Consider the following 21185-nt stretch of genomic DNA (forward strand, 5'->3'; position numbering starts at 1 on the left):
TGCGACGGCCGGGGCGACCCGGCCGGGCAGGGCGGTGGGGGCGGGGGGCTCGCCCGGGCCGAGGCTGGACGTGGGCGGTCGCATCGGCATCCTGGTCCCTTCCGGCCCCGGCTCCTCCCGACATGTCCCGCCTGCTTGCCGCGTCAACCGGGCGGGAAAGGGGCGGCGGCCCATCGGCGGTAGCGCATGACCCGGACCGATACAATCGCGCCGGGGGGCGGGCGCTCCATTGCCGCAACCTCGCGGGCCGCCCCCCCTCGGCGGGCGCCCCGCACGCGCGGCCCGCACGCACGAAGGCCGGCCCCGGGCGATCCGGGGCCGGCCTCCATCACGGTTGCGACGGGAATCGGGGCGGGGATTACATCCGGCCGCCGGCGCCCGGCTGGCCCGCGCCGGCGGGCTTCCCGGCCTCGTTCGGCTGGCCGCCGGGGCGGCCGCCGCGCTGCGTGCTGCCGGTGGTCTCGGGGCCGGCGCCGCCGCGATTGCCCATCTGCCGCTCGCCGGCCTGCTGACGCTCGGCCATGCCGGCATCCTTGCCGCCGTTCATGGAGCGCTCGGTGCCGTTGCGGCCCGGCTGGTTGCCCGCCGCCTGCTCCGGCCGGGCGCCGTTGCGCTCGCCCATCTCGCGGCGGTCCTTGCCGTCCTTCATCTCGCCGCGCGACATCTCGCGGTTGCGCTCGCGGTCCATCGTGCCGTTGCGACGCTCCTCGCTGCGGCTCAGCCGGTCCTCGCGGCGCTCGCCGCGGACATCGACGCGGTCACGGCCGCGCACGCTGCCGGTGACGCTGCTGCGCTCGCTGACCACCAGGCGGCGGTACTCGGGCGACCCGTAGAGCACGCGGCGGCCGGAGATCGTCACGTAGCGGTCGGTACCGGTGCGCTCGGACACGATCAGGCGGCGGTATTCCGGCGAGCCGTAGATCACCCGCTGGCCGCGGACCATGACGTAACGGCCCGGCCCGCTCTTCTCGCGGATGACGAGGCGGCGGTACTCGGGCGAGCCGACCCGCACCCGGCGGCCCTGGATCGTGACGAACTCGACCCGGCCCGGGCGCACGACCCGGTTCTCGCGCCGCTCGACCACGACGAGGCGGCGGTATTCGGGCGAGCCGTAGATCACCCGCTGGCCGGCGATCGTCACGTAGCGGCGGCCGCCCACGGTGGTGATGCGGTCCTCGCGGGCCTCGCTGCGGAAGCCGGCCCGGCCCTCGCGGTGCTCGAACCGCTCGGCACGGTCGCCGCGGCGCTCCGCCCGGCGGTCGCCGTCGCGGTCACGGCGGTCGTCCATCGCCCGGCGGCCGTCGCGGCCGTCGCGGCCCTCGGGCCCGCGCTCGGCCCGGTCGCGGGTCCCGTCGCGGTCCATACCGCCCTTGCGGTCGGCCGTGTCGCCGCGCTTGTCGGCCTTGTCCATGCCGTCCCGGCCGGCGCCCGGCCGTGCGGCCTCGGCCTTGTCCATACCGGCCTTGTCCATGCCGCCCTTGCCCATCTCGCCGCGGGCCTGGGCGCCGGCACCCGCCTTCGCGTCAGGGCCGGCCTTCGCGTCAGGGCCGGCCTTGGGACCGGACTGGCTCATCTCGCCGCCGCGGCCGGGGGCGCCGCCGGCGCCCGGGCTCGCGGCGGTCTGGGCGTAGGCCGAGGTGCTCAGCAGCAGCGCGGCCAGTCCAACAGTCAGTCTGTTCATGATTGCTTGCCTCCCTGCGCGCCGGCTCAGCGATGCAGCGGCGCCTCGAAGATGCTTCAAAACGCCGACTTCTGATTATCGTTCCGGCTTTTCTGAATTCGCACTGCAACGGACACGGTCGAATGGCCAAGTTTGGCCGACAACACTTGTCGAGATGGGTCCGCACGCGGCGCGGACTGGCGTCACCTGGCGCCCGCACGACGCGAGAGGGCCCGATGGCGGAACTGTTTCCCCAGGGCCAACGTTTCCGGGGGACCGTAGCCGTTTTGCGTCTCCGGCCGTCCTCGCGCGGCCGGGGCGGGACACGGCGCGTCCCGGAGGTGATCAGGCAGGATGGTGGCGGAGCCGATGACGACGCAGTCCGGGCGGGATTGGCTCGATCTTGCGAGCCCCAACCTCGCCGGCCCCGACCTTCCCGGTTCCAGGCCCGCACCCTCCCGCTTCTCCACCGCGCAGCGCGAGGTCTCCGACCGCCTCGCCCGGGTCCGGACCGGTGCCGCCGGGGCGGCACGGGCGGTCCTCTCGCCGGTGATGGCGGCCGCCGCCGTGCCGATGCGCCGGGTCGCGCCGGCCTGGCAGGGGGCGGCGGCGCGCGTGGGCGCCCATCCCCTCGCGGCCCGGGCCGCCGGGGCGGCGCAGCGGGCCTCGACCCTGCCCTGGGCGCGCGTCCTCGTCCTCGCGGCCCTGGGGGCGGCGGCGCTCGCCGCGCTCTTCCTCATCTGGTGCGCCGCGACCCTGCCGCCCCTGTCGGGACCGGCCTCCGTCACCCGGACGCTGACCGTGCAGGCGGAGGACGGCACGCCGATCGCCCGGCGCGGCACGACCCGCGGACGCAACCTTCCGGCGGATGCGGTAGCCCCGGCGATGCGCGCCGCCTTCCTCTCCGCGCAGGACCCGTGGTTCGAGGACGGCTACCGGCTCGACGCGGCGGGCATCGCCGCGGTGATCGGCCAGGCGTTTCGCGACACGATCAGCGACGGCCCGCGGCGCGGCAGCCCGCGCCTGACCCAGCGCCTCGTGCGCCGCGACCTCATCGGCGCCCCGCCGGGCGCGCCGCGCAGCCTCGCCGACCGGGTGCGCGAGGCGATGCTGGTGCTGCGGCTCCAGGCCGGCGAGGACCGGGCGCGGATCCTCGCCCGCGCCCTCGACCTCGCGCGGTTCGGCCCCGGGCTCATCGGCATCGACGCCGCCGCCCGTACCCTGTTCGGCAAGGAGGCCGCCGCCCTCGGCACCGCGGAGGCGGCCTATCTCGCGGCGCTCGCCCGGGCGCCCGGCCTGCAGCCCGACCGCGACGTGACGGCGATCCGGGCGCTCGCCCGCGACGTCCTCGACGGCATGGTGATGCGGGGCGACCTGTCGGCCGCCAAGGCGGCGGAGGCGGGACGCAGCCTCGACGGGATCGCCCCGGTCTGGACCACCCCGGTGACCCGCAGCGGATTTCCCGACCTCGTCCTGGCGGAGGCTGCCGACCGCCTCGGCCCCGACCTGCCGCAGGACGCCACGATCCGCACCACCCTCGACCGCGACCTCCAGGCGATGGCCGAGGCGGCCGCCGAGCGCCGTCTCGAGGCTGCCGGCCGGGGCGGGGCGCGGGCGAGCCTCCTGATTCTCGGGCCCGACGGCTCGGTACGGGCGGCGGTGGCCGGCGGGACGCCGCTTCCCGACACGCCGAAGGCCCGCCGGGCGGCGTCGGCGAGCCTGCGCCATCTCGGGCGCGACGGCCGCCCGGTCTACGACCGCCTCGTCGCCGGACCGGTGCCGGAGGCGGAACGGCGCACCGCCCTCCTGGCGCTGCTCGCCGGCCTCGCCCGTCCGCCCGCGGGAGCGGAGGACGCGGCGAGCCGGGACGGCCTCTTCGTCGGCACGATCGGCGACCTCCTCGCCGGAACGACGGTGTCGAGCGCGGCGGCCGAGAACGGCGCCGGGGACGGGCCCGAGGCCCTTTTTCAGGATGTCGCCGCGCAATGGGCCAAGGCCCACCCCGCCCCCGAGCCCCGCGAGGCCCGCGAGAGCGCACGCGAGACCGGCAGCATGCCCCGCGGCACGGCGCGCCCGGCCTGGCAGAATCCCGGCGAGCGCGCAGCCCCGGTGCTGCACGGCGTGCCGCGGGTGATCGATACCGGGCGGCTTCGCCTCGACGGGCAGGCTCTGCGCCTCGTCGGCGTCGAGGGGCAGGGCGGGAGCTACGCCCGCGAGTTCCGCCAGTACCTGCGCCGGCGCGAGGTGACGTGCCAGCCGGCGGGCGGTCCCGACCTCTACCGCTGCCGCGCGGGCGACCAGGACCTGTCCGAGGTGGTGCTGTTCAACGGCGCCGGCCGCGCCACCCCGGGCGCCTCGCCGGAACTGCAGGCCGCGGAGGCGAACGCCAAGGCCCGCAAGGCGGGGGTGTGGCAGTAAGGGGCGATGCGAGCCCGCCCGCTCCTTCTGCTTGAACGACGTACGGGCTGCCCGTAGTATCCGGGCATGCAGACCGTCATTCAGACTCCGACCTTCCTGGCCGATGCCAAGGCGGCCGGGGTCGAGGACGAGGAGCGCGAGGCGATCGTGGCGATCATCGCGGCCGATCCGCAAGCCGGCGACCTGATCCCGGGCACCGGCGGAGCCCGCAAGGTGCGGATCGCCGGCCGAGGCAAGGGCAAGTCGGGTGGCTACCGTGTGATCACCTTCTATGCCGCCGAGGACGTTCCCGTGTTCCTGCTGGCCCTCGTCTCGAAGGGGCAGAGGGTGGATCTCAGCCAAGCGGAGCGCAACGCGCTGCGCACGGTCCTCGGGAGCCTTGCGGAATCCTATCGCCAGGGTGTCGCCGCGCGGGTGCACTCGCCGCGCTCGACCTGATCTTTTCACGGCCTGTGGAGGGACCCGCCATGACCACACTGGGACACCGCCTGATCCAATCCGCCCATGAGGCGGTCGCCATCGCCCAGGGGGAGGCCGATCCGACGACCTACCGGGTGCATGTACCGGCGGAGGTCGACGTGCGGGCGATCCGCAAGGCGACCGGACTGACGCAAGCCGAGTTCGCGCAGCGCTTCGGCTTCCCGCTCGGCACCCTGCGCGACCTCGAGCAGGGTCGCGCCCGGCCAGATAGCTCGACGCGAGCTTACCTCACGGTGATCAGCCGCGATCCCGGCGCCGTGCAACGGGCGCTGGAACCGGCATGAACCGACCCGCACGGAGCTGATTCCGGGAGGGGTCCGATCCTCACACCCCGAGATACGCCGCCGTGACCTCCGGGTTGCGGGCGATCTCCGCCGCCCGGCCCTGGAGGCGGATGCGGCCGGTCTCGAGCACGTAGGCGTAGTCGGCGATGGCGAGCGCCGCGCTGGCATTCTGCTCGACGAGCAGGATCGTGCGCCCCTCGGCCCGCAACGAGGCGATGATGGAAAAAATCTCGTCGACGATGAGGGGGGCGAGGCCCATCGAGGGCTCGTCCAGCAGCAGCAGCACCGGCTCGGCCATGAGCGCCCGGCCCATCGCCAGCATCTGCTGCTCGCCGCCCGAGAGGTAGCCCGCCTGCTGGCGCAGGCGCTCGGCGAGGCGCGGGAACCGCGCCTCGACCGCCTGCTGGCGTCGCGCAGCCTCCGGGCCCGGGACGTGGTAGGCGCCGAGCCGCAGGTTCTCGGCCACCGTCATGTTGGCGAAGACCTGCCGGCCTTCCGGCACCTGGACGATGCCGCGGCGCGCGATGCGGTGCGCCGCCTCGCCGGCGATGTCGACCGGAGCCTCGTCGCCGAACATCACCGTGCCGGCCCGGGGCTTCGTCAGGCCCGACAGGCTGCGCAGGATCGTGGTCTTGCCGGCGCCGTTCGAGCCGATCAGCGACACGATGCTGCCGCGCCGGACCGAGAGGCCGATGCCGTGGACCACGTCGGCCCGGCCGTAGCCGAGGCGCAGGCCCTCGACCGCCAGAAGTTCGCTCACGACACCGCTCCCCGGCTCACGCTGACCTCGTGGCTGCCGGTGCCGAGATAGGCCTCGATCACCGCCGGGTGGGCGCGCACCTCGGCCGGCGTGCCGTCGGCGATCCGGCGGCCGAAATTCAGGACCGTCAGGCGGTCGCACAGGCTCATCACCAGAGGCATGTCGTGCTCGACGAGCAGCAGGGTCAGGCCGCGCTCGTCGCGCAGGCGGCGCAGGAGGCCGAGAAGCGCGTGGGTCTCGGCCGGGTTCATGCCGGCGGCGGGCTCGTCGAGGAGGACGAGGCGCGGCTCGCAGGCGAGCGCCCGGGCGATCTCGAGCCGGCGCTGGTCGCCATAGGGCAGGTCGCCGGCGCGGGTGTCGGCGGCGTCGATCAGGCCGACGAAGGCCAGGAGATCGCGCGCCTTGGCCTTGGCCCGGCGCTCCTCGGCCCGGAAGCCGGGGCCGCGCAGCAGGATGCCCCAGGTCGCCGACAGGCGCGTATGCAGGCCGGTCATCACGTTCTCCAGCACCGTCATCTCGGAGAAGATGCGGATGTTCTGGAAGGTGCGGGCGAGGCCGAGCGCAGTACGACGGTAGGGCGGCAGCCCGTCGAGGGGCTGGTCGCCGAGGCGAACGCTGCCGGCGCTGGGGGCGAGAACCCCGGAGACGAGGTTGAACAGGGTGGTCTTGCCGGCACCGTTCGGCCCGATGAGGCCGTGGACGGTACCGGGCTGGACCGCGAAGTCGACGGAATCGACCGCGACGAGGCCCTGGAAGCGGCGGGTGAGACCCTGGACGGTGAGGAGCGTCATGGCGGGTCAGCCCGTCCGGGCGATGCGCCAGGGCAGGATGCCCCGGGGCATGAAGAGGACGGCGAGCACGATGATGAGGCCGTTCACCATCAGGCGGAAATCGGCGAGCGGACGCAGCACCTCGGGCAGCAGGGTGAGGATGGTCGAGCCGAGCACCGGCGCCAGCGGCGAGCCGATGCCGCCCAGCAGCGCGTAGCTCAGGATCGTCACCGCGGCCTCGAAGCCGTACTCGTTGGGGCCGATGAACGAGGAGACGTGGGCGGACAGGCAGCCTGCCACCCCGGCCATCGCCGAGGAGACGACCAGCGCCACCAGCCGGTAGCGCGGCAGGTTCACCCCCATCACGCCGGCCGCCGCCTCGTCCTCGCGCATCGCCTCCATGGCGCGGCCGACGCGGGAGCGCGCCACCAGCGTCAGGCCGACGAGCAGCACGGCGAGCGTGCCGTAGATCGCCACGACGCCGCCGCGCTCCGGGATGCTGGAGAGGCCGAGCGCGCCGCCGGCATAGTCCCAGTTGAGGAACACGATGCGGGTGATCTCGCCGAGCCCGATCGTCGCGATGGCGAGGTAGACGCCGGTGAGCCGGAGCGTCGGCCCGCCGACGACCAGCGCCAGCAGGGCCGGCACCACGGCGGAGGCCAGCATGGCGACGCCGAACGGCACGCCGAACTTCACCGAGAGCAGGGCGCCGGTATAGGCGCCGACGCCCATGAAGGCGGCCTGGCCGAGGGAGAGCTGGCCCACCGCCAGCACCACGTAGACCGACAGCGCCAGGATGCCGTTCACCCCGATCGCGTGAATCAGGCTCTGGTAGGTCCAGTAGAAGTCGTCGAGGGCTTCCCACATGACGGTCAGGCCCGCTTGGCGGCGGCGCGGCCGAACAGGCCGAGCGGACGGAACCACAGGGTGGCGACGAGGAGCGCGAAGGCGATCATGTCCTTGAGGGTCGAGGAGAGGTAGGCGGCGGTGAGCACCTCGGCGAGGCCGAGGATGAGGCCGGCGAGAAGGGCGCCGCGCAGGTCGCCGAGCCCGCCCACGATGATGACGGCAAAGCCGCGCAGCATCATGTGCTCGCCCATGAAGGGCTGGATGGCGTTGAAGTTGAGCCCGACGAGCACCCCCGCCGCACCCCCGATGGCGCCGGACAGGAACGACACCACCCGCAGCATCAGGGCGCCGTTGATGCCCATGAGCGCGGCGGCATCCGGGTTCTCGGCCACCGCCCGGATGGCGAGACCGATCCGCGAGCCGCGCACCAGCGCCAGCAGCGCCAGCATCAGCACGATGGCGGCGGCGAGGATCAGGATCTGGGTCGTGCCGACCCGCACGTCGCCGAGGCTGTAGGCGCCGCCCGAAAACACTTCCGCCGGAAAGCGCCGGATCTCGGTGCCCAGCGCCGCCGCCATGCCGGCATAGAGGAAGAGCGTGGCCCCCAGCGTCACCATCAGGGACGAGAGCTCGGGCGCCTTGGCCTTGCGCAGGCGGGTGAGGAGCAGCGTGTCGAGGACGACCGCAACGAGGCCCGCGATCAGCGCGCCGACGGGCAGCGCCGCCCAGATCGGCAGGCCGAGCGCTTGCGTGCTCCAGAGCGCCGCGAAGGCGCCGAGCGCGAAGTAGACCCCGTAGGTGAGGTTGATGACGCCCATCACCCCGAACATCAGCGTGAAGCCGATGGCGAAGAGGGCATAGGTCGCGCCGAGCACGACGCCGTTGACGAGCTGCTGCTCAAGCATGGGGCTGCTGGGAGTTCGATGGGCGCCCGGCGCCCGCTGCGGTCCGGCTTCAGGGCCGAACAGGATGACGAGGGTGCGACGTGGCCGATAATGGGCGGCGGGTCAATCGGTGGGGGAGGGGTGGCAGCAGGGTGCCGCTTAGAAGGTAAAGCGCGGTCCCCCTCTCCCGTGTGGGAGAGGGGTCAGGGGTGAGGGTGACACGCTTCAGTGTGGAGCACTGACTGTGGTGCTGGCAGCTCAACGATCGAGTTCTACTCAGGACCGTGTCACCCTCGCGCGATCTTCGATCGCCCCTACCCCTCTCCCACACCTTGCAGCGATACCGGGCAAGCCCGGCATCGCCTGGAGAGGGGATCCCGCGCTCCATTCTTATAAAGATCGTTGCATAGCGGGCGCTTACTGCAGCAGCTGGAACTTGCCGTCCTTCATCACCAGCACCACCACGCCCGAGGTATCGGCCGGGTCGCGGCTCTCCGAGAAGGCGAAGGGGCCCATCACGCCGGTATACTTCACCTTGATCAGCGCATCCTTGATCTTCTCGGAGTCGGGCGCGCCGGCCGCATCGATCGCCTTGGCGACGATGTGCAGGGTGTCGAAGGCCTGGGCCGCGAACTGGTCGGGCAGGTCGCCGCCGTACTTGTCCTTGAAGGCGTTGACGAAGGCCTGGTTGGCCGCGTCCGGCTTGCCGATGAACCACGGGCTGCCGACCAGCGTGCCGTCCGCCGCCTTGCCGGCGATGTCGCCGAGCTTGGGCGAGTTCAGGCCGTTGCCGCCGATGAAGAACACCTTGTCGGGGATGCCGAGCTGGCGCGCCTGGAGCTCGATGCCCGAGGCCGCCTCGACCAGCGCCGACAGCACGATCGCGTCGGGGTTCAGCGCCTTGATCTTGGTGAGCTGGGCCGAAAAATCCGAATCCTTGGCGCCGAAGGTCTCGGTGGTCAGGGTCTCGATGCCGAGCTTCTCGAGCGAGGCCTTCATCACGTCGTAGGCCGACTTGGTGAAGGCGTCGTCGTTGCCGTACATCACGGCGACGCGCTTGATGCCGAACTTCGCCTGCGCGGTCTTCAGCGTGACCGGGATGACGTCGGATTCCGGCAGCGAGGTGCGGAAGACGTAGGGGCCGATCGCCGTGATGCCGTTGGCGGTGGTCGAGGTGCCGACGATCGGCACCTTGCGCTCGTTGGCGACGGGACCGGCGGCGAACATCTCGTTCGACAGGGTGGGGCCGAGGATCAGCGGGACCTTGTCGCGGCCGATCAGCTTGCGGGCGGCGTTGAGCGCCTGCTCCTTGGCGCCGGCCGAATCCTCGTAGGCGAGGGCCAGCGGACGGCCGCCGAGCACGCCGCCGGCCTTGTTGATGTCGGCGAGCGCGAGGTCGAAGCCGCGCTGGATCGCGATCCCGTAGCGGCTGTTCGGCCCGGTCAGGATCTCGATCGCGCCGAGCTTCACCGGCGTCTTGTCCTGCGCCACCGCGCCGGTCAGGCCGCTTCCCAGCAAAGCCGCCGCGAGCAGCACTCTCCTCGACATCGACCGCATCCCGGTTCCTCCTCGCACCCGCTCTTCTGGTTTAGGCCGCATCGGCGCCGCGCCCGCGGCGGGAGCCGAGGCCCGGACCGTCGCGCCGGACGGACGAGAGCGCCTTAAAGCACTGGACCACGGAGGTAAATCGTTTCCGGCGGCCTTCCCATGCGCGAACGGCCCCGCCGAGGGGCGAGGCCGTCGTGGCATGCGGCGAAAGGATGATTCTCAGAGCGCGCGGTCGAAGCGCAGCTCGCCGGCCTGGCTCTTGATCACCAGCTGCGAGCCGACGAGGTCCCACTGGCCCGAGGTGCGCAGCGCGGTGAGGAACTGCATCTCGGAGGCGCCGACCGCCTTGTCGCAGCTGCGCTTGGTCAGCGCGAGCGGGCCGACCGCGAGGTGCTGCTCCTTGAGCGGGAAGGCGGTCGCCGCGAAGGTGTTGCAGCCGCCGAAGCCGCGGGCGCGGTACTGCTTGTCGATGATGAAGCTCGGACGGTCGGCCCCGGCGAAGGGCTTGCCGTTGAGGCTGACCGCGGTCCAGGTCGAATCGAGCGGGAAGACCTTTTCCTGCGCCTTCATCGGCGGGATGTATTGCGGTTGTGCCGCCTTGTCCCGGTTCTTCTGACCGTAGCCGAGCATGTTCTGGGCCGAAGCCTGCGTGGCGGACGCCAACAGCGCGACGGCACCGGCGGCCAGCGCAACCTGCATCGCCTTCATCGCATTCCCCATTGCATTGTCGTGTTGATCGCGGACCGTAGAGAGGGCACCCCGCGCCTGCAACCCTGGGCGCCGGCGCGGATGGCCCGGATCGGCATCTTGCCGACGACTGTTGCAATTATGCGGCAAGCTTGGCCGTAATATGGCACGTCTCGCGAAAGCTTGTGGGTGTGGCAACGAAAGCGGGGCGCCGCCGTTAGCCAGGACGGCGCGGCCCCGGGGCACGGGGCCGCGGAGGATCCACATCGAGCCAAGGACGGGCGTTCAGTGAGCGGCGGAGACGACATCACGGCGGCGCAGCTGCGCCGGGGGCGGGACCTGCTGGGCTGGTCGGAGGACGATCTGGCCCTGCGTGCCAACGTCGACGCGCAGAGCATCCGGCAGTTCGAGGCGGGCCAGTACCCGCCCTCGGCGCAGCAGCGCGCGGCGATCCGCGGCGCCCTCGTCGCCGCGGGCGTGGAGCTGACGGACGGCGCGGCCCCCGATGCGCGCCTGCGCCCGGACGACGCGCCCGACAAGGGCATCCCGCCGAGCGAACTGACGACCGAGAACGACCGGTAGGCGACGACCGACAGGCCTGCCGCGCGCGGCGTCAGCCCAACGCCAGCGCCTTGAGGTCGAAGCCGGGATCCGCCGCCTGGTCGGGGGTGGGGCTCCGGCCCGCCTGGAGCAGGCGCCGGGCGACCATGTGGTCGGCCGGGCGGTTGAGCGATTCGACGCTCGTCAGCCGCCCGTCCCGGTAGCGGAAGACCGAGACGCCCGAACCGGGTGTGCCCCGGCGCACCGTCTCGTCCTGCGGCCGGGACAGGCCGGCGATCTGGAGCTTGAGAGGGCCCTGGTCGCTCCAGAACCACGGCACCGCCGTAAAGGCGGCGGGCCGGCCGGCGAGGCGGGCGGCGACGCAGCGGGCCCCGTCGACGGCGTTCTGCACCGATTCGATCCGCACCCGGGCGCCCTCGGCATGCGGCGAGGGGAAGCTGGCGCAGTCGCCGATCGCCGAGATGGCGGGATCCTCGGTGGCGAGCATCGCGTCGACCGCGACCCCGTTCTCGACCCGCAGGCCGGCCGAGGAGGCCAGAGCGTCGTTGGGAATCACCCCGATGCCGACGAGGACCAGGTCGGCGGCGACCTCGCGCCCATCCGCCAGCGCCACGGCGCGGGCGCGGTCCGGCCCGACGATGCGCGCGACCGCGTGGCCGAATAGGAACCGCACGCCGGCCTCGACATGTGACGCCTCGATCAGCGCCGCCATCTCGGCGGAGACCGCGCGGGCGAGGGGACGGTCCAGCCCCTCGATCACCGTGACGGCGATCCCCGTCTGGGCGCAGATCGCCGCGAATTCGAGCCCGATGAAACCGGCCCCCACCACCGCGACCGACCGCACCTCGGCGAGCGCCGCCTTGAGGGCGTCGGCTTCCGCGAGCGTGCGCAGCTGGTGGACGCCGGGCAGGTCGGCGCCGGGCACCGGCAGCGGGCGGTTGCGCGCGCCGGTCGCCAGGACGAGGTGGTCGTAGGGCAGCGACTCCCCCGAGGCGAGGCGGAGGCGGCGATCCGCCCGGTCGATCCCGGCCGCCCGCTCGCCGCCGCGCAGGGTCAGCCGATGCTCGGCGAAATAGGCATCCGGCCGCAGGGCGAGGCCCGCCGCGTCGGTCTTGCCGAGCATGTAGGCCTTCGACAGGGGCGGGCGGCCGTAGGGCAGGCCCGGCTCGTCGCCGACCAGGGTCACCGGGCCGGCATAGCCGCCCTCCCGCAGGGAGGCCCCGAGCTGAAAGCCGGCCTGGCCGGCGCCGACCACCACGATTCCGTTCATCACACGCTCTTATCCCGGACATCCCGGTGCCGTCGAGCTTGGGGCTGTGCGGCCACGGGGACGTCCCGTCGCCGCAGGCCTGCCAGCCGCCGCAGGTCTACCAGGCGACGCAAGTCTACCAGGCGACGCAGAGCTTGCCGAAATGGCTTCCGCCCTCCTGGTGGCGGAAGGCCTCGGGCAAGTCGGCGAAGGCGTAGGTGCGGTCGATCACCGGGCGGATCCCGGTCCGCTCGAGGGCCGCGACGTAATCCTGCTGCTGGCGCCGGCTGCCGACGATCAAACCCTGGAGCCGGGCCTGCTTGGCCATCAGTGCGGAGGTCGGCACCTCGCCGGCCCGCCCGGTGAGCACGCCGATGAGGGCGATGTGGCCGCCGACGCGGACCGCCTCGATCGACTGCGCCAGGGTGCCGGGTCCGCCGACCTCGACGACGTGATCGACGCCGCGCCCGCCGGTCCAGTCGCGCACCTGCCGGCCCCAGTCGGGCTGCGTGCGGTAGTTGACCGTATGGTCGGCGCCGAGCGCCCGCACCCGTTCGAGCTTGGCGTCGGACGAGGAGGTGACGATGACCGCCGCCCCCATCGCCTTGGCGATCTGGAGCGCCGCAACCGAGACGCCGCCGGTGCCGAGGGCCAGCACCGTGTCGCCGGCCTTGAGACCCCCGTCGCCGACCAGCGCCCGCCAGGCCGTCAGGCCCGCGGTGGTGATGGTGGCGGATTCCGAAAAGCTCCAGCCGCGCGGCGCGTGGGTGAAGGCGCCCGCGGGGCGGACCGCATGGGTCAGCGCGAAGCCGTCGACCCCGTCGCCCGGCACCTGTGCGAAGTTGCCGACCGGCGCCTGGGGCGGCCCGTCCGGCCAGTGCGGGAAGAAGCAGGAGACGACCCGGTCGCCGGGCGCGAACTCGGTCACGCCCGCGCCGACCGCCTCGACGGTACCGGCCCCGTCCGACATCAGCACGCGGCCGTCCGCGGCGGGGGAGCGCCCGCTCGCCACCAGCAGGTCGTGGAAGTTGAGCGAGGTCGCCCGGATCGCGACCCGGATCTCGCCGGGGCCGGGCTGCCCGGGATCGGGCCGCTCGGCGATCTCCAGGCGGTCGAGGCCGCCGGGGGTGCGGACGACGAAGGCCTTCATGCTGTCCTCCTGACCGGTCGCCGCCGCGGGGACGGGACCTGGGTTCGAGCCAGGGGGACGCAGCTAGTTCATGGCTCGGCGGATTCGAGCGGGGCGGAACGGATTTCGACCGGCCCCGTCCTCAATGCTCACGGACCACGACACTGGCCCTGGCCGGGCTCCCCGGCTCATCGTCGGCCAACCCCTTTCCGGGCCCGTAACGGGCCCGGAAAGGGGGCGAGCCTTCCTGGAACCCGGCATCCACGTTCGCCGGTGTCGTGTACCGTGCTCAATGCGCCGTCGCCGCCAGCACCGCCTCGGCCCGGATCTCCTCGGTGAGCTGCGCCTTCAGCCGCGAGAATTCGGGGCTGGTCTTCACCGTGTAGTGGCGCGGATGGCCGAGATCGACCGGGACGTCGGCCTTGATGCGGCCGGGCCGGGCCGTCATCACGATCACCCGCGAGGCCATGAAGATCGCCTCCTCGATGTCGTGGGTGACGAAGATCACGGTCTTGCGCTCGCGCTCCCAGATGCCGAGCAGCAGTTCCTGCATCAGACCGCGGGTCTGGTTGTCGAGCGCGCCGAACGGCTCGTCGAGGAGCAGGATGGCGGGGTCGTTGGCGAGCGCCCGGGCGATGGCGGTGCGCTGCTGCATGCCGCCGGAGAGCTGCTTGGGGTAATGCCCTTCGAAGCCGCGAAGCCCCACCTTGTCGATATAGGCCGCGACGATCTCGCGGCGCTGAGGCGTCGGCACCCCGCGCTCGCGCAGGCCGAAGCCGATATTCTCCTCGACCGTGAGCCACGGGAACAGGGTGTAGGACTGGAAAACCATGCCCCGGTCGGGGCCGGGGCCGCGCACCTCGCGGCCGGCGACCCTGACCCGGCCGGCGCTCGGCCGGTCGAGCCCGGCGATGATGCGCAGCAGCGTCGACTTCCCGCAGCCCGAGGGCCCCAGGATGGTGATGAAGTCGTTCTTGGCGACCGTGAGGTCGGTGGGGGAGAGGGCCTGGACGGGCTTGGCGCCGCGGTGGCCGGGGAAGACCCGCGCCACGCCCTCGACCGCGACTTCGAGACTGTCCCGCATCAGGCGAGCTTCCAGGGAAACAGGAGCCGGTTGGCCGCCTTGAACAGGAAGTCCGAGACGAGGCCGATCAGCCCGATGACGATGATGCCGAAGATGATCTGGCCGGTGGCGAGCAACGCCTGGCTCTCGATGATCATGTGGCCGATGCCCGAGGACGAGCCGATCAGCTCGGCGACGATGACGTAGGTCCAGGCCCAGCCGAGCACGAGGCGCAGGATCTCGGCGATCTCCGGCGCGGTCGCCGGCAGCAGCACCCGGCGGATGATGCCGGCGTCGCTCGCTCCCAGCGTGTAGGCCGCCTCGACGAGGTCGCGCCGGACGTTGCCGACCGCGACCGCGATCATCAGGATCAGCTGGAACACCGAGCCGATGAAGATGACGAGCAGCTTCTGCGTCTCGCCGATGCCGGCCCAGAGGATCAGGAGCGGCACGAAGGCGGAGGCCGGCAGGTAGCGGGCGAAGGAGACGAAGGGCTCGAAGAACGCCTCGACCGGCTTGTAGGCCCCCATCATCACCCCGAGCGGCACCGCGATCAGGGAAGCCAGCAGGAAGCCGCCGACCACCCGGTACACCGTGATGCCGATATCCGACAGGAAGTCGAACCGGGTCAGCAGCAGCCAGCCGTCCTGGACCATGGTGATCGGATCGGCCAGGAAGGTCTTCGGCACCAGCCCGCCGAGCGTCGCGGCGGCCCAGGCCGCCACGAACAGCACGAAGAAGCTCAGGCCCAGAAGAACCTTCGCCGGGCCGCCGACCGGCTGCAGCGGGCGCAAGCCGGTCACTGCACGAAGCGCGGATCGGCGAGGGCGGCGATGTCGGGCTTCTGCCGGATCACGCCGATCTCGAGCAGCAGGTCGGCCGCCTGCTCGGAGAATGTCTGGATCTCGCCGGCGAAGAACGCCTTGTTGGCGGCGCGGTCCTGCCAGCGCAGGAATTGCGCCGACTTGCCGAAGGCCTCGCCGGTCTGCTTCACGTCGGCGCCCATGATCTCGTAGGATTTTTGCGGATCCTTGGCGATCATGTCGAGCGCCTCGAAGTAGCTGTCGGCGAGCGCCTTGGCGGCCTTCGGGTTCTGGTCGAGGAACTCGGGCGTGCAGCCGAAGGTGTCCATCACCATCGGGTAGTCGAGGGTGGTGGCGATGATCTTGCCCGATTGCGGCGCGGCGCGCACCGAGGACAGGTAGGGCTCGTAGGTCATCGCGGCGTCGTTCTGGCCGGCGATGAACGCTTGCGCGGCCGGGCCCGGCTCCAGGTTGACGACCTTCACGTCCTTGAGCGACAGGCCGTTGGCCTTGAGGATCCAGGCCAGCCCGAAATACGGCGCGGTACCGGGCACCGAGGCCGCGACCGTCTTGCCCTTCAGGTCCTTGATCGACGACACGTCGTTGCGCACGGCCAGGCCGTCGGCGCCGTAGGACTTGTCGAGCTGGAAGATCTGCTTCGTCGGCACGCCGTTGGCGTTCCACACCACCCAGGTCTCGACCGTGGTGGCGGCGCATTGCACGTCGCCGGAGCGGATGGCGAGGTGGCGGCTCGCCTGCGGGATCTTCTTCAGCGAGACGTCGAGGCCGTTCTTCTTGAAGATGCCGGCCTCCTTGGCGAGGGTCAGGGGCGCGAAGCCCGTCCAGCCCGAGAGGCCGACGGTCACCTTCGTCTCCTGGGCGAGCGCCGGCCACGCCAGCGCGACCGCTCCCAGCAATCCTGCCGCAACCGCCTTCATCGTCCCCTCCCGCTCGGGCCTTCCGGTCGAGCCTGTCGTACCGGCGCCCGGCCTTTGTGTATAGACATAATAGCGGGCAGCCTGCCCGCCGATCCGGCACGCCCTTCGTCACGAGGCCCTGCACCCGAAACCCCGCGAACGCGTTGTCGGGGCTGACGCAGTGTCATCGGGAGCAGTCGGATGAGCGGAACAACGCGCCCCACCGTGGTGGTGACCGGCGGCAGCGCCGGGGTCGGGCGTGCCGTCGCGGTCGCCTTCGGGCGCCGGGGCTGGAACGTCGGCATCGTGGCGCGGGGCCGGGCGGGGATCGCGGCGGCGGTCGAGGAGGTCGAGGCGGCGGGCGGCCGGGCGCTCGGCTACCGGGCCGACGTCGCCGACCCGAAGGCGGTGGAGCGGGCGGCGGACGCCTTCGCGGAGGAGTTCGGCGGCATCGACGTCTGGGTCAACAACGCGATGGTGACGGTCTATGCCGAGGTCGAGCAGATGACCGCGGAGGAATTCCAGCGCGTCACCGACGTCACCTATCTCGGCCAGGTCCACGGCACGCTGGCGGCGCTGCGCCACATGAAGGCGTCGGACCGGGGCACCATCGTGCATGTCGGCTCGGCGCTCGCCTACCGGTCGATCCCGCTGCAATCGGCCTATTGCGCCGCCAAGGCGGCGGTGCGCGGCTTCGTCGACAGCCTGCGCACCGAGTTGCTGCATCACCGCAGCCGCATCCGCCTCACCATGGTGCAGCTGCCGGCGGTGAACACGCCGCAATTCGACTGGGCCCGCTCGCGCCTGCCGCGCAAGCTCGAGCCGGTGCCGCCGATCTTCCAGCCCGAGGCGATCGCCGAGGAGATCGTGCGTGCCGCCCACGACGCGCCGCGCGAGCTCTGGATCGGCACCCCGTCCTGGCTGGCGATCTTCGGGGCGCAGGCCGCGCCCGCCCTCACCGACCATTACCTCGCCCGCCACGGCTACCGGGGCGAGATGACGTCGCAGGCCGCCCGGAAGGGCCGGCCCGACAACCTGTTCGAGCCGATCGACGCCAAGCGCGACCACGGCGCCCACGGCCGGTTCGACGCGCAGGCGAAGGGCCGGGTCGTCGCCGCCGACCCGCTATGGCTGCATCTCGGCCTGATCGCCGCGGCGGGGCTGATCGGCGGGACGGCGCTCGCGGCGGCGCGGCGGAGCGGGCAGCGGGAGACCCGCATCGCCGCCCGCTGACGCAGCATGGGAAGAACGGCCTCGCGGAACCGGTTCCGCGAGGCTCCCGCTCAGGCGTCCGGCAGCTCGCGCACCACCACGCGGCCGCCCTCGGCCGACAGGGCCAGGCGGCCAGCCTTGAGGGCCAGCGCCTTCTCGCCGAACAGGCCGCGGCGCCAGCCGTGCAGCACCGGCACGTCGGCGGCGCCGTCCTCGGCCAGGGCCTCGAGGTCGTCCACGGTGGCGATGATCTTGGGCGCGACGCGCTCCTCCTCGCAGACCGCCTTGAGCAGCACCTTGAGGAGCTCGACCAGCGCGCCGTTACCGCCGCTGCGGGCGCGGCCGCGCTCGGGGGTCGGCACCGAGGCGGGATCGCGCGACAGGCCGCGCTCGACGGCGGCCAGGATGTCGGTGCCGGTGCGCGAGCGCTCGAACCCGGCGGGAATCGTGCGCAGGCGCCCCAACGCCTCGACGCTGCGGGGCGCCGAGGTGGCGATGTCGATCACCGCCTCGTCCTTCAGGATGCGCCCGCGCGGCACGTTGCGGGACTGCGCCTCGCGCTCGCGCCAGGCCGCGACCTCCATCAGCACCGCGATCTCGCGGGCCTTGCGCATCCGGCTGCTCAGGCGCTTCCAGGCCTGGTCCGGGTCGGCCCGGTAGGTGTCGGGGGAGGTGAGGACCGCCATCTCCTCGTCGAGCCAGGCCCCGCGGTCGGTCGCGACCAGCTCCTTGCCCAGAGCCTCGTACACCTTGATCAGGTGGGTGACGTCCGAGAGCGCGTAGCTCAGCTGCGCGTCCGAGAGCGGCCGGCGCGACCAGTCGGTGAAGCGCGAGGACTTGTCGATCTTCGCCTTGGCGACGTCGTTGACCAGCTGCTCGTACGAGACCGAGTCGCCGTAGCCGCAGACCATCGCGGCGACCTGCGTGTCGAAGAACGGCTGCGGCAGCAGCCCGCCGAGCAGCCAGATGATCTCGAGATCCTGGCGCGCCGAGTGGAAGACCTTCAGCACGCCCTCGTCGCCCATCAGCGCGAAGAACGGCGCGAGGTCGATGTCGGGCGCCAGCGGGTCGACGAGCGCGGTCGATCCGTCCGGTGCCGCGATCTGAATCAGGCACAGCTTCGGATAGTAGGTCGTCTCGCGCATGAACTCCGTGTCGACGGTCACGAAGGGTTGCGTGGCAAAGCGCGAGCAGGCCGAGGCGAGTTCTTCCGTCGAAGTAATCAGCTTCATGGCTCCGGCTATAGCGGAGCCCGCCGTCGAGGGCGAGACGCCGCGAGAGGCCGGCCCCGTGGGTTATGGGGATTGGGCGGCGCGGTGACCAAGAATCACGCGGCGCGGGCTTTCCCGGCGGGGCGGGCCGCCTCGGGCAGGGTCTTCTGGCGCAGGGCCGCCGCGCGGGCCCGCCGCGCCGCTTCCGCCCGGCGGGTGAGCCAGTCGAGGATGTTGCGCTCGACCCGCTCGCCGGTGTCGCGGTCGGTCAGGCGGTGGATGCGGTCGGCGCGAAAGCCCCGGTAGCCGTCCCGGTCCCGGTCGGTGCCGCCGACCAGCACCCGGCCCGGGCCGATCTTCAGTTCGTGCGCCTGGAGCCGGCGCACGCTCCAGGCGCCGTTGCCGTCCTCGTAGACGAGCTCGAACCGGCCCTCGATCGGCAGGACGCGCCAGGCGCCGTCCTGGCGTTCCACGAATGTGGACCGGCGTTCCACGAACGCAGCCTGGCGTTGGACGATGGCGTCGCGATGGTCGGCGGGCATGGCGCGGTCCTCCGGTGGCGTCGTCCGGGCCACCGCGGGCGCGTCCCGCGGCGGGTCCGGCAGGGTGTCGGGCAAGGGGTCCGGGTGGGGCTCGAACGAGCCGAAAAAGCTGTGCTGATCCATGGGGATAAAATAAGAGTTCGCGCTTTGTTCCACAAGCGCGGACGCGCCCTTGCCGCGGTCCCGCGCTTGACTTCGCTCCCCCCTTCGCGAATGGGTGCCGCACGTTTTAGCGTGCGGGTGAACGGCTCGCGCGCCCGGCCTGCCGGCCCGGCCGAGACGGCCGGGATTCCGGCAAGAATTCTGGCAAGAATCCTGGACAGCGAAGACACGCCCATGCACCGCTATCGTTCCCATACCTGCGGGGCGCTCCGCCCGTCCGAAATCGGCGCGACCGTCCGCCTCTCCGGCTGGTGCCACCGCGTCCGCGACCATGGCGGCGTGCTGTTCATCGACCTGCGCGACCATTACGGCATCACGCAATGCGTGATCGACGCCGATTCCGCGGCCTTCAAGGCGGCGGAAGCCGTGCGCTCCGAGTGGGTGATCCGCATCGACGGCCGGGTGCGCCAGCGGCCGGCCGGCACCGAGAACGCGGAGCTGCCGACCGGCGCGGTCGAGGTCTACATCACCGACCTCGAGGTGCTGGGCGCCGCCGCCGAGCTGCCGATGCCGGTCTTCGGCGACCAGGACTACCCGGAGGAGACCCGGCTCAAGTACCGCTTTCTCGACCTGCGCCGCGAGAAGCTGCACGCCAACATCATGCGCCGCGGGGCGATCATCGATTCGCTGCGCCGGCGGATGCGCGAGGGCGGGTTCTTCGAGTTCCAGACCCCGATCCTCACCGCCTCGTCGCCGGAAGGTGCGCGCGACTTCCTGGTGCCGTCGCGCCTGCATCCGGGCAAGTTCTACGCCCTGCCGCAGGCCCCGCAGCAGTTCAAGCAGCTGACGATGATCGCCGGCTTCGACCGGTACTTCCAGATCGCGCCGTGCTTTCGCGACGAGGACGCCCGCGCCGACCGCTCGCCGGGCGAGTTCTACCAGCTCGACATCGAGATGAGCTTCGTCACCCAGGAAGACGTCTTCCAGGCGGTGGAGCCGGTCCTGCGCTCGGTGTTCGAGGAATTCGCCGACGGCAAGCGCGTCTCGCCGAGCTTCGTGCGCATCCCCTACGCCGAGGCGATGCTGAAATACGGCGTCGACAAGCCGGACCTGCGCAACCCGCTCGTCATCGCCGACGTGACGCAGGAATTCCTGCGCGAGGACGTGACCTTCAACGCGTTCAAGAACGCCATCAAGGCCGGCGGCGTGGTCCGCGCCGTGCCGGCCCCGGGGGCCGCGTCCCAGCCGCGCTCGTTCTTCGACAAGCTCAACGACTGGGCCCGCTCCGAGGGCGCGCCCGGCCTCGGCTACATCGTGTTCGAGGAAGAGAACGGCGCGCTCACCGGCCGCGGCCCGATCGCCAAGTTCGTGCCGGCGGAAGCGCAGGCGGCGATCGCCGCCAAGGCCGGCCTCAAGGCCGGCGACGCGGTGTTCTTCTCCGCCGGCCCCGAGGCCAAGGCGGCCGGGCTCGCCGGCAAGGCGCGCATCCGCGTCGGCGACGAATTGGCCCTGTCCGACAAGGACCAGTTCGCCTTCTGCTGGATCACCGACTTCCCGATGTACGAGTGGAACGAGGACGAGAAGCGGGTCGATTTCTCGCACAACCCGTTCTCGATGCCGAATTTCGACCACGAGGCCTTCATGGCCCTCGACCCCGAGGACCACGCGACGATCCTCGGCATCAAGGCGTTCCAGTACGACATCGTCTGCAACGGCATCGAATTGTCGTCGGGCGCGATCCGCAACCACCGCCCCGAGGTGATGGAGAAGGCCTTCGGCCTCGCCGGCTACCCCAAGGAGGTCCTGGAGGCGAAGTTCGGCGGCATGCTGAACGCGCTCAAGCTCGGCGCCCCGCCGCACGGCGGCATCGCCCCGGGTGTCGACCGCATCGTGATGCTGCTCTGCAACGAGCCGAACATCCGCGAGGTGGTGCTGTTCCCGATGAACCAGCGCGCCGAGGACCTGATGATGAACGCGCCGTCCGAGGTGACCACGAAGCAGCTGCGCGAGCTGCATATCCGCCTCAACCTGCCGCAGAAGCAGGGCTGATCGGAGC

At 72.0% G+C, this 21185-nt stretch carries 20 protein-coding genes; 6 read left to right on the plus strand and 14 right to left on the minus strand.

Features of this window, described 5'->3' with window-relative positions:
• Positions 1 to 358 precede the first annotated feature (358 nt).
• A complete protein-coding gene (locus tag miv_RS12530) occupies positions 359 to 1681 on the minus strand; it encodes a hypothetical protein (RefSeq protein WP_207183019.1) in 1323 nt (440 codons plus the stop codon).
• Positions 1682 to 2029: 348 nt separating this feature from the next.
• On the opposite strand from miv_RS12530, the gene miv_RS12535 reads away from it, so the two are divergent.
• The 3 genes from miv_RS12535 to miv_RS12545 all read left to right on the plus strand — a co-directional run bounded on the left by miv_RS12535 (position 2030) and on the right by miv_RS12545 (position 4842).
• Positions 2030 to 4078 (plus strand): transglycosylase domain-containing protein, encoded by a 2049-nt coding sequence (locus miv_RS12535; RefSeq protein ID WP_244748975.1) that lies wholly within the window; start codon positions 2030 to 2032, stop codon positions 4076 to 4078.
• A gap of 66 nt (positions 4079 to 4144) precedes the next feature.
• Positions 4145 to 4516, plus strand: a complete 372-nt coding sequence (locus tag miv_RS12540) for a type II toxin-antitoxin system RelE/ParE family toxin (protein ID WP_048429066.1) — start codon at positions 4145 to 4147, stop codon at positions 4514 to 4516.
• A 29-nt stretch (positions 4517 to 4545) separates the two neighbouring features.
• Positions 4546 to 4842 carry a helix-turn-helix domain-containing protein gene (locus miv_RS12545; protein WP_048429067.1) on the plus strand — a complete coding sequence of 99 codons (297 nt, stop codon included), beginning with the start codon at positions 4546 to 4548 and terminating at the stop codon, positions 4840 to 4842.
• Between the two features lie 40 nt (positions 4843 to 4882).
• Here the strand turns inward: miv_RS12545 and miv_RS12550 are convergent, their stop codons facing one another.
• The 6 genes from miv_RS12550 to miv_RS12575 form a co-directional block, all read right to left on the minus strand.
• Positions 4883 to 5602: an ABC transporter ATP-binding protein gene (locus tag miv_RS12550; protein ID WP_207183021.1), complete on the minus strand. Its 720-nt coding sequence runs from the start codon at positions 5600 to 5602 to the stop codon at positions 4883 to 4885.
• On the minus strand, positions 5599 to 6393 hold the full coding sequence (locus tag miv_RS12555; protein WP_207183022.1) for an ABC transporter ATP-binding protein: 795 nt from the start codon (positions 6391 to 6393) through the stop codon (positions 5599 to 5601). Before miv_RS12555 ends, miv_RS12550 begins: the two co-directional genes overlap by 4 nt.
• A gap of 6 nt (positions 6394 to 6399) precedes the next feature.
• Entirely contained in the window at positions 6400 to 7239 is an 840-nt protein-coding gene (locus tag miv_RS12560; RefSeq protein ID WP_207183023.1) for a branched-chain amino acid ABC transporter permease, read from the minus strand.
• A gap of 5 nt (positions 7240 to 7244) precedes the next feature.
• Entirely contained in the window at positions 7245 to 8126 is an 882-nt protein-coding gene (locus miv_RS12565) for a branched-chain amino acid ABC transporter permease (RefSeq protein ID WP_207183024.1), read from the minus strand.
• A 396-nt stretch (positions 8127 to 8522) separates the two neighbouring features.
• Positions 8523 to 9653 carry an ABC transporter substrate-binding protein gene (locus miv_RS12570; RefSeq protein ID WP_244748977.1) on the minus strand — a complete coding sequence of 377 codons (1131 nt, stop codon included), beginning with the start codon at positions 9651 to 9653 and terminating at the stop codon, positions 8523 to 8525.
• Positions 9654 to 9872: 219 nt separating this feature from the next.
• Complete coding sequence (locus miv_RS12575) at positions 9873 to 10361, minus strand: META domain-containing protein (protein WP_048427787.1); 489 nt, start codon at positions 10359 to 10361, stop codon at positions 9873 to 9875.
• A 267-nt stretch (positions 10362 to 10628) separates the two neighbouring features.
• On the opposite strand from miv_RS12575, the gene miv_RS12580 reads away from it, so the two are divergent.
• Entirely contained in the window at positions 10629 to 10922 is a 294-nt protein-coding gene (locus tag miv_RS12580) for a helix-turn-helix domain-containing protein (protein ID WP_053220893.1), read from the plus strand.
• A 31-nt stretch (positions 10923 to 10953) separates the two neighbouring features.
• Here the strand turns inward: miv_RS12580 and miv_RS12585 are convergent, their stop codons facing one another.
• The 5 genes from miv_RS12585 to miv_RS12605 all read right to left on the minus strand — a co-directional run bounded on the left by miv_RS12585 (position 10954) and on the right by miv_RS12605 (position 16083).
• The gene (locus miv_RS12585) at positions 10954 to 12171 is read right to left on the minus strand and encodes an NAD(P)/FAD-dependent oxidoreductase (protein ID WP_207183026.1); all 1218 of its coding nucleotides are present in this window, start codon (positions 12169 to 12171) and stop codon (positions 10954 to 10956) included.
• Between the two features lie 115 nt (positions 12172 to 12286).
• Positions 12287 to 13300, minus strand: coding sequence for a zinc-dependent alcohol dehydrogenase family protein (locus tag miv_RS12590; protein ID WP_207183027.1), 1014 nt, complete (start codon positions 13298 to 13300; stop codon positions 12287 to 12289).
• A 268-nt stretch (positions 13301 to 13568) separates the two neighbouring features.
• Positions 13569 to 14363, minus strand: coding sequence for an ABC transporter ATP-binding protein (locus miv_RS12595; RefSeq protein ID WP_048427779.1), 795 nt, complete (start codon positions 14361 to 14363; stop codon positions 13569 to 13571).
• Positions 14363 to 15136, minus strand: coding sequence for an ABC transporter permease (locus miv_RS12600; protein ID WP_048427785.1), 774 nt, complete (start codon positions 15134 to 15136; stop codon positions 14363 to 14365). The genes miv_RS12595 and miv_RS12600 overlap by 1 nt, the downstream gene beginning before the upstream one ends.
• A 5-nt stretch (positions 15137 to 15141) precedes the next feature.
• Complete coding sequence (locus miv_RS12605; protein ID WP_207183028.1) at positions 15142 to 16083, minus strand: ABC transporter substrate-binding protein; 942 nt, start codon at positions 16081 to 16083, stop codon at positions 15142 to 15144.
• A 180-nt stretch (positions 16084 to 16263) separates the two neighbouring features.
• Here miv_RS12605 and miv_RS12610 point away from each other — a divergent pair, with 180 nt between their 5' ends.
• On the plus strand, positions 16264 to 17295 hold the full coding sequence (locus miv_RS12610) for an SDR family oxidoreductase (protein WP_207183029.1): 1032 nt from the start codon (positions 16264 to 16266) through the stop codon (positions 17293 to 17295).
• A gap of 50 nt (positions 17296 to 17345) precedes the next feature.
• Here the strand turns inward: miv_RS12610 and rnd are convergent, their stop codons facing one another.
• Both rnd and miv_RS12620 read right to left on the minus strand, forming a co-directional pair.
• On the minus strand, positions 17346 to 18506 hold the full coding sequence (gene rnd, locus miv_RS12615; RefSeq protein ID WP_048427776.1) for a ribonuclease D: 1161 nt from the start codon (positions 18504 to 18506) through the stop codon (positions 17346 to 17348).
• Between the two features lie 95 nt (positions 18507 to 18601).
• Positions 18602 to 19027 carry a hypothetical protein gene (locus miv_RS12620; RefSeq protein WP_244748978.1) on the minus strand — a complete coding sequence of 142 codons (426 nt, stop codon included), beginning with the start codon at positions 19025 to 19027 and terminating at the stop codon, positions 18602 to 18604.
• A gap of 336 nt (positions 19028 to 19363) precedes the next feature.
• Between miv_RS12620 and aspS the strand changes: the two genes are divergently transcribed.
• The gene (gene aspS / locus miv_RS12625) at positions 19364 to 21178 is read left to right on the plus strand and encodes an aspartate--tRNA ligase (protein WP_207183030.1); all 1815 of its coding nucleotides are present in this window, start codon (positions 19364 to 19366) and stop codon (positions 21176 to 21178) included.
• The last annotated feature ends 7 nt before the right edge of the window (positions 21179 to 21185 follow it).

Source organism: Methylobacterium indicum, from assembly GCF_017347565.1.
Taxonomy (GTDB): domain Bacteria; phylum Pseudomonadota; class Alphaproteobacteria; order Rhizobiales; family Beijerinckiaceae; genus Methylobacterium; species Methylobacterium indicum.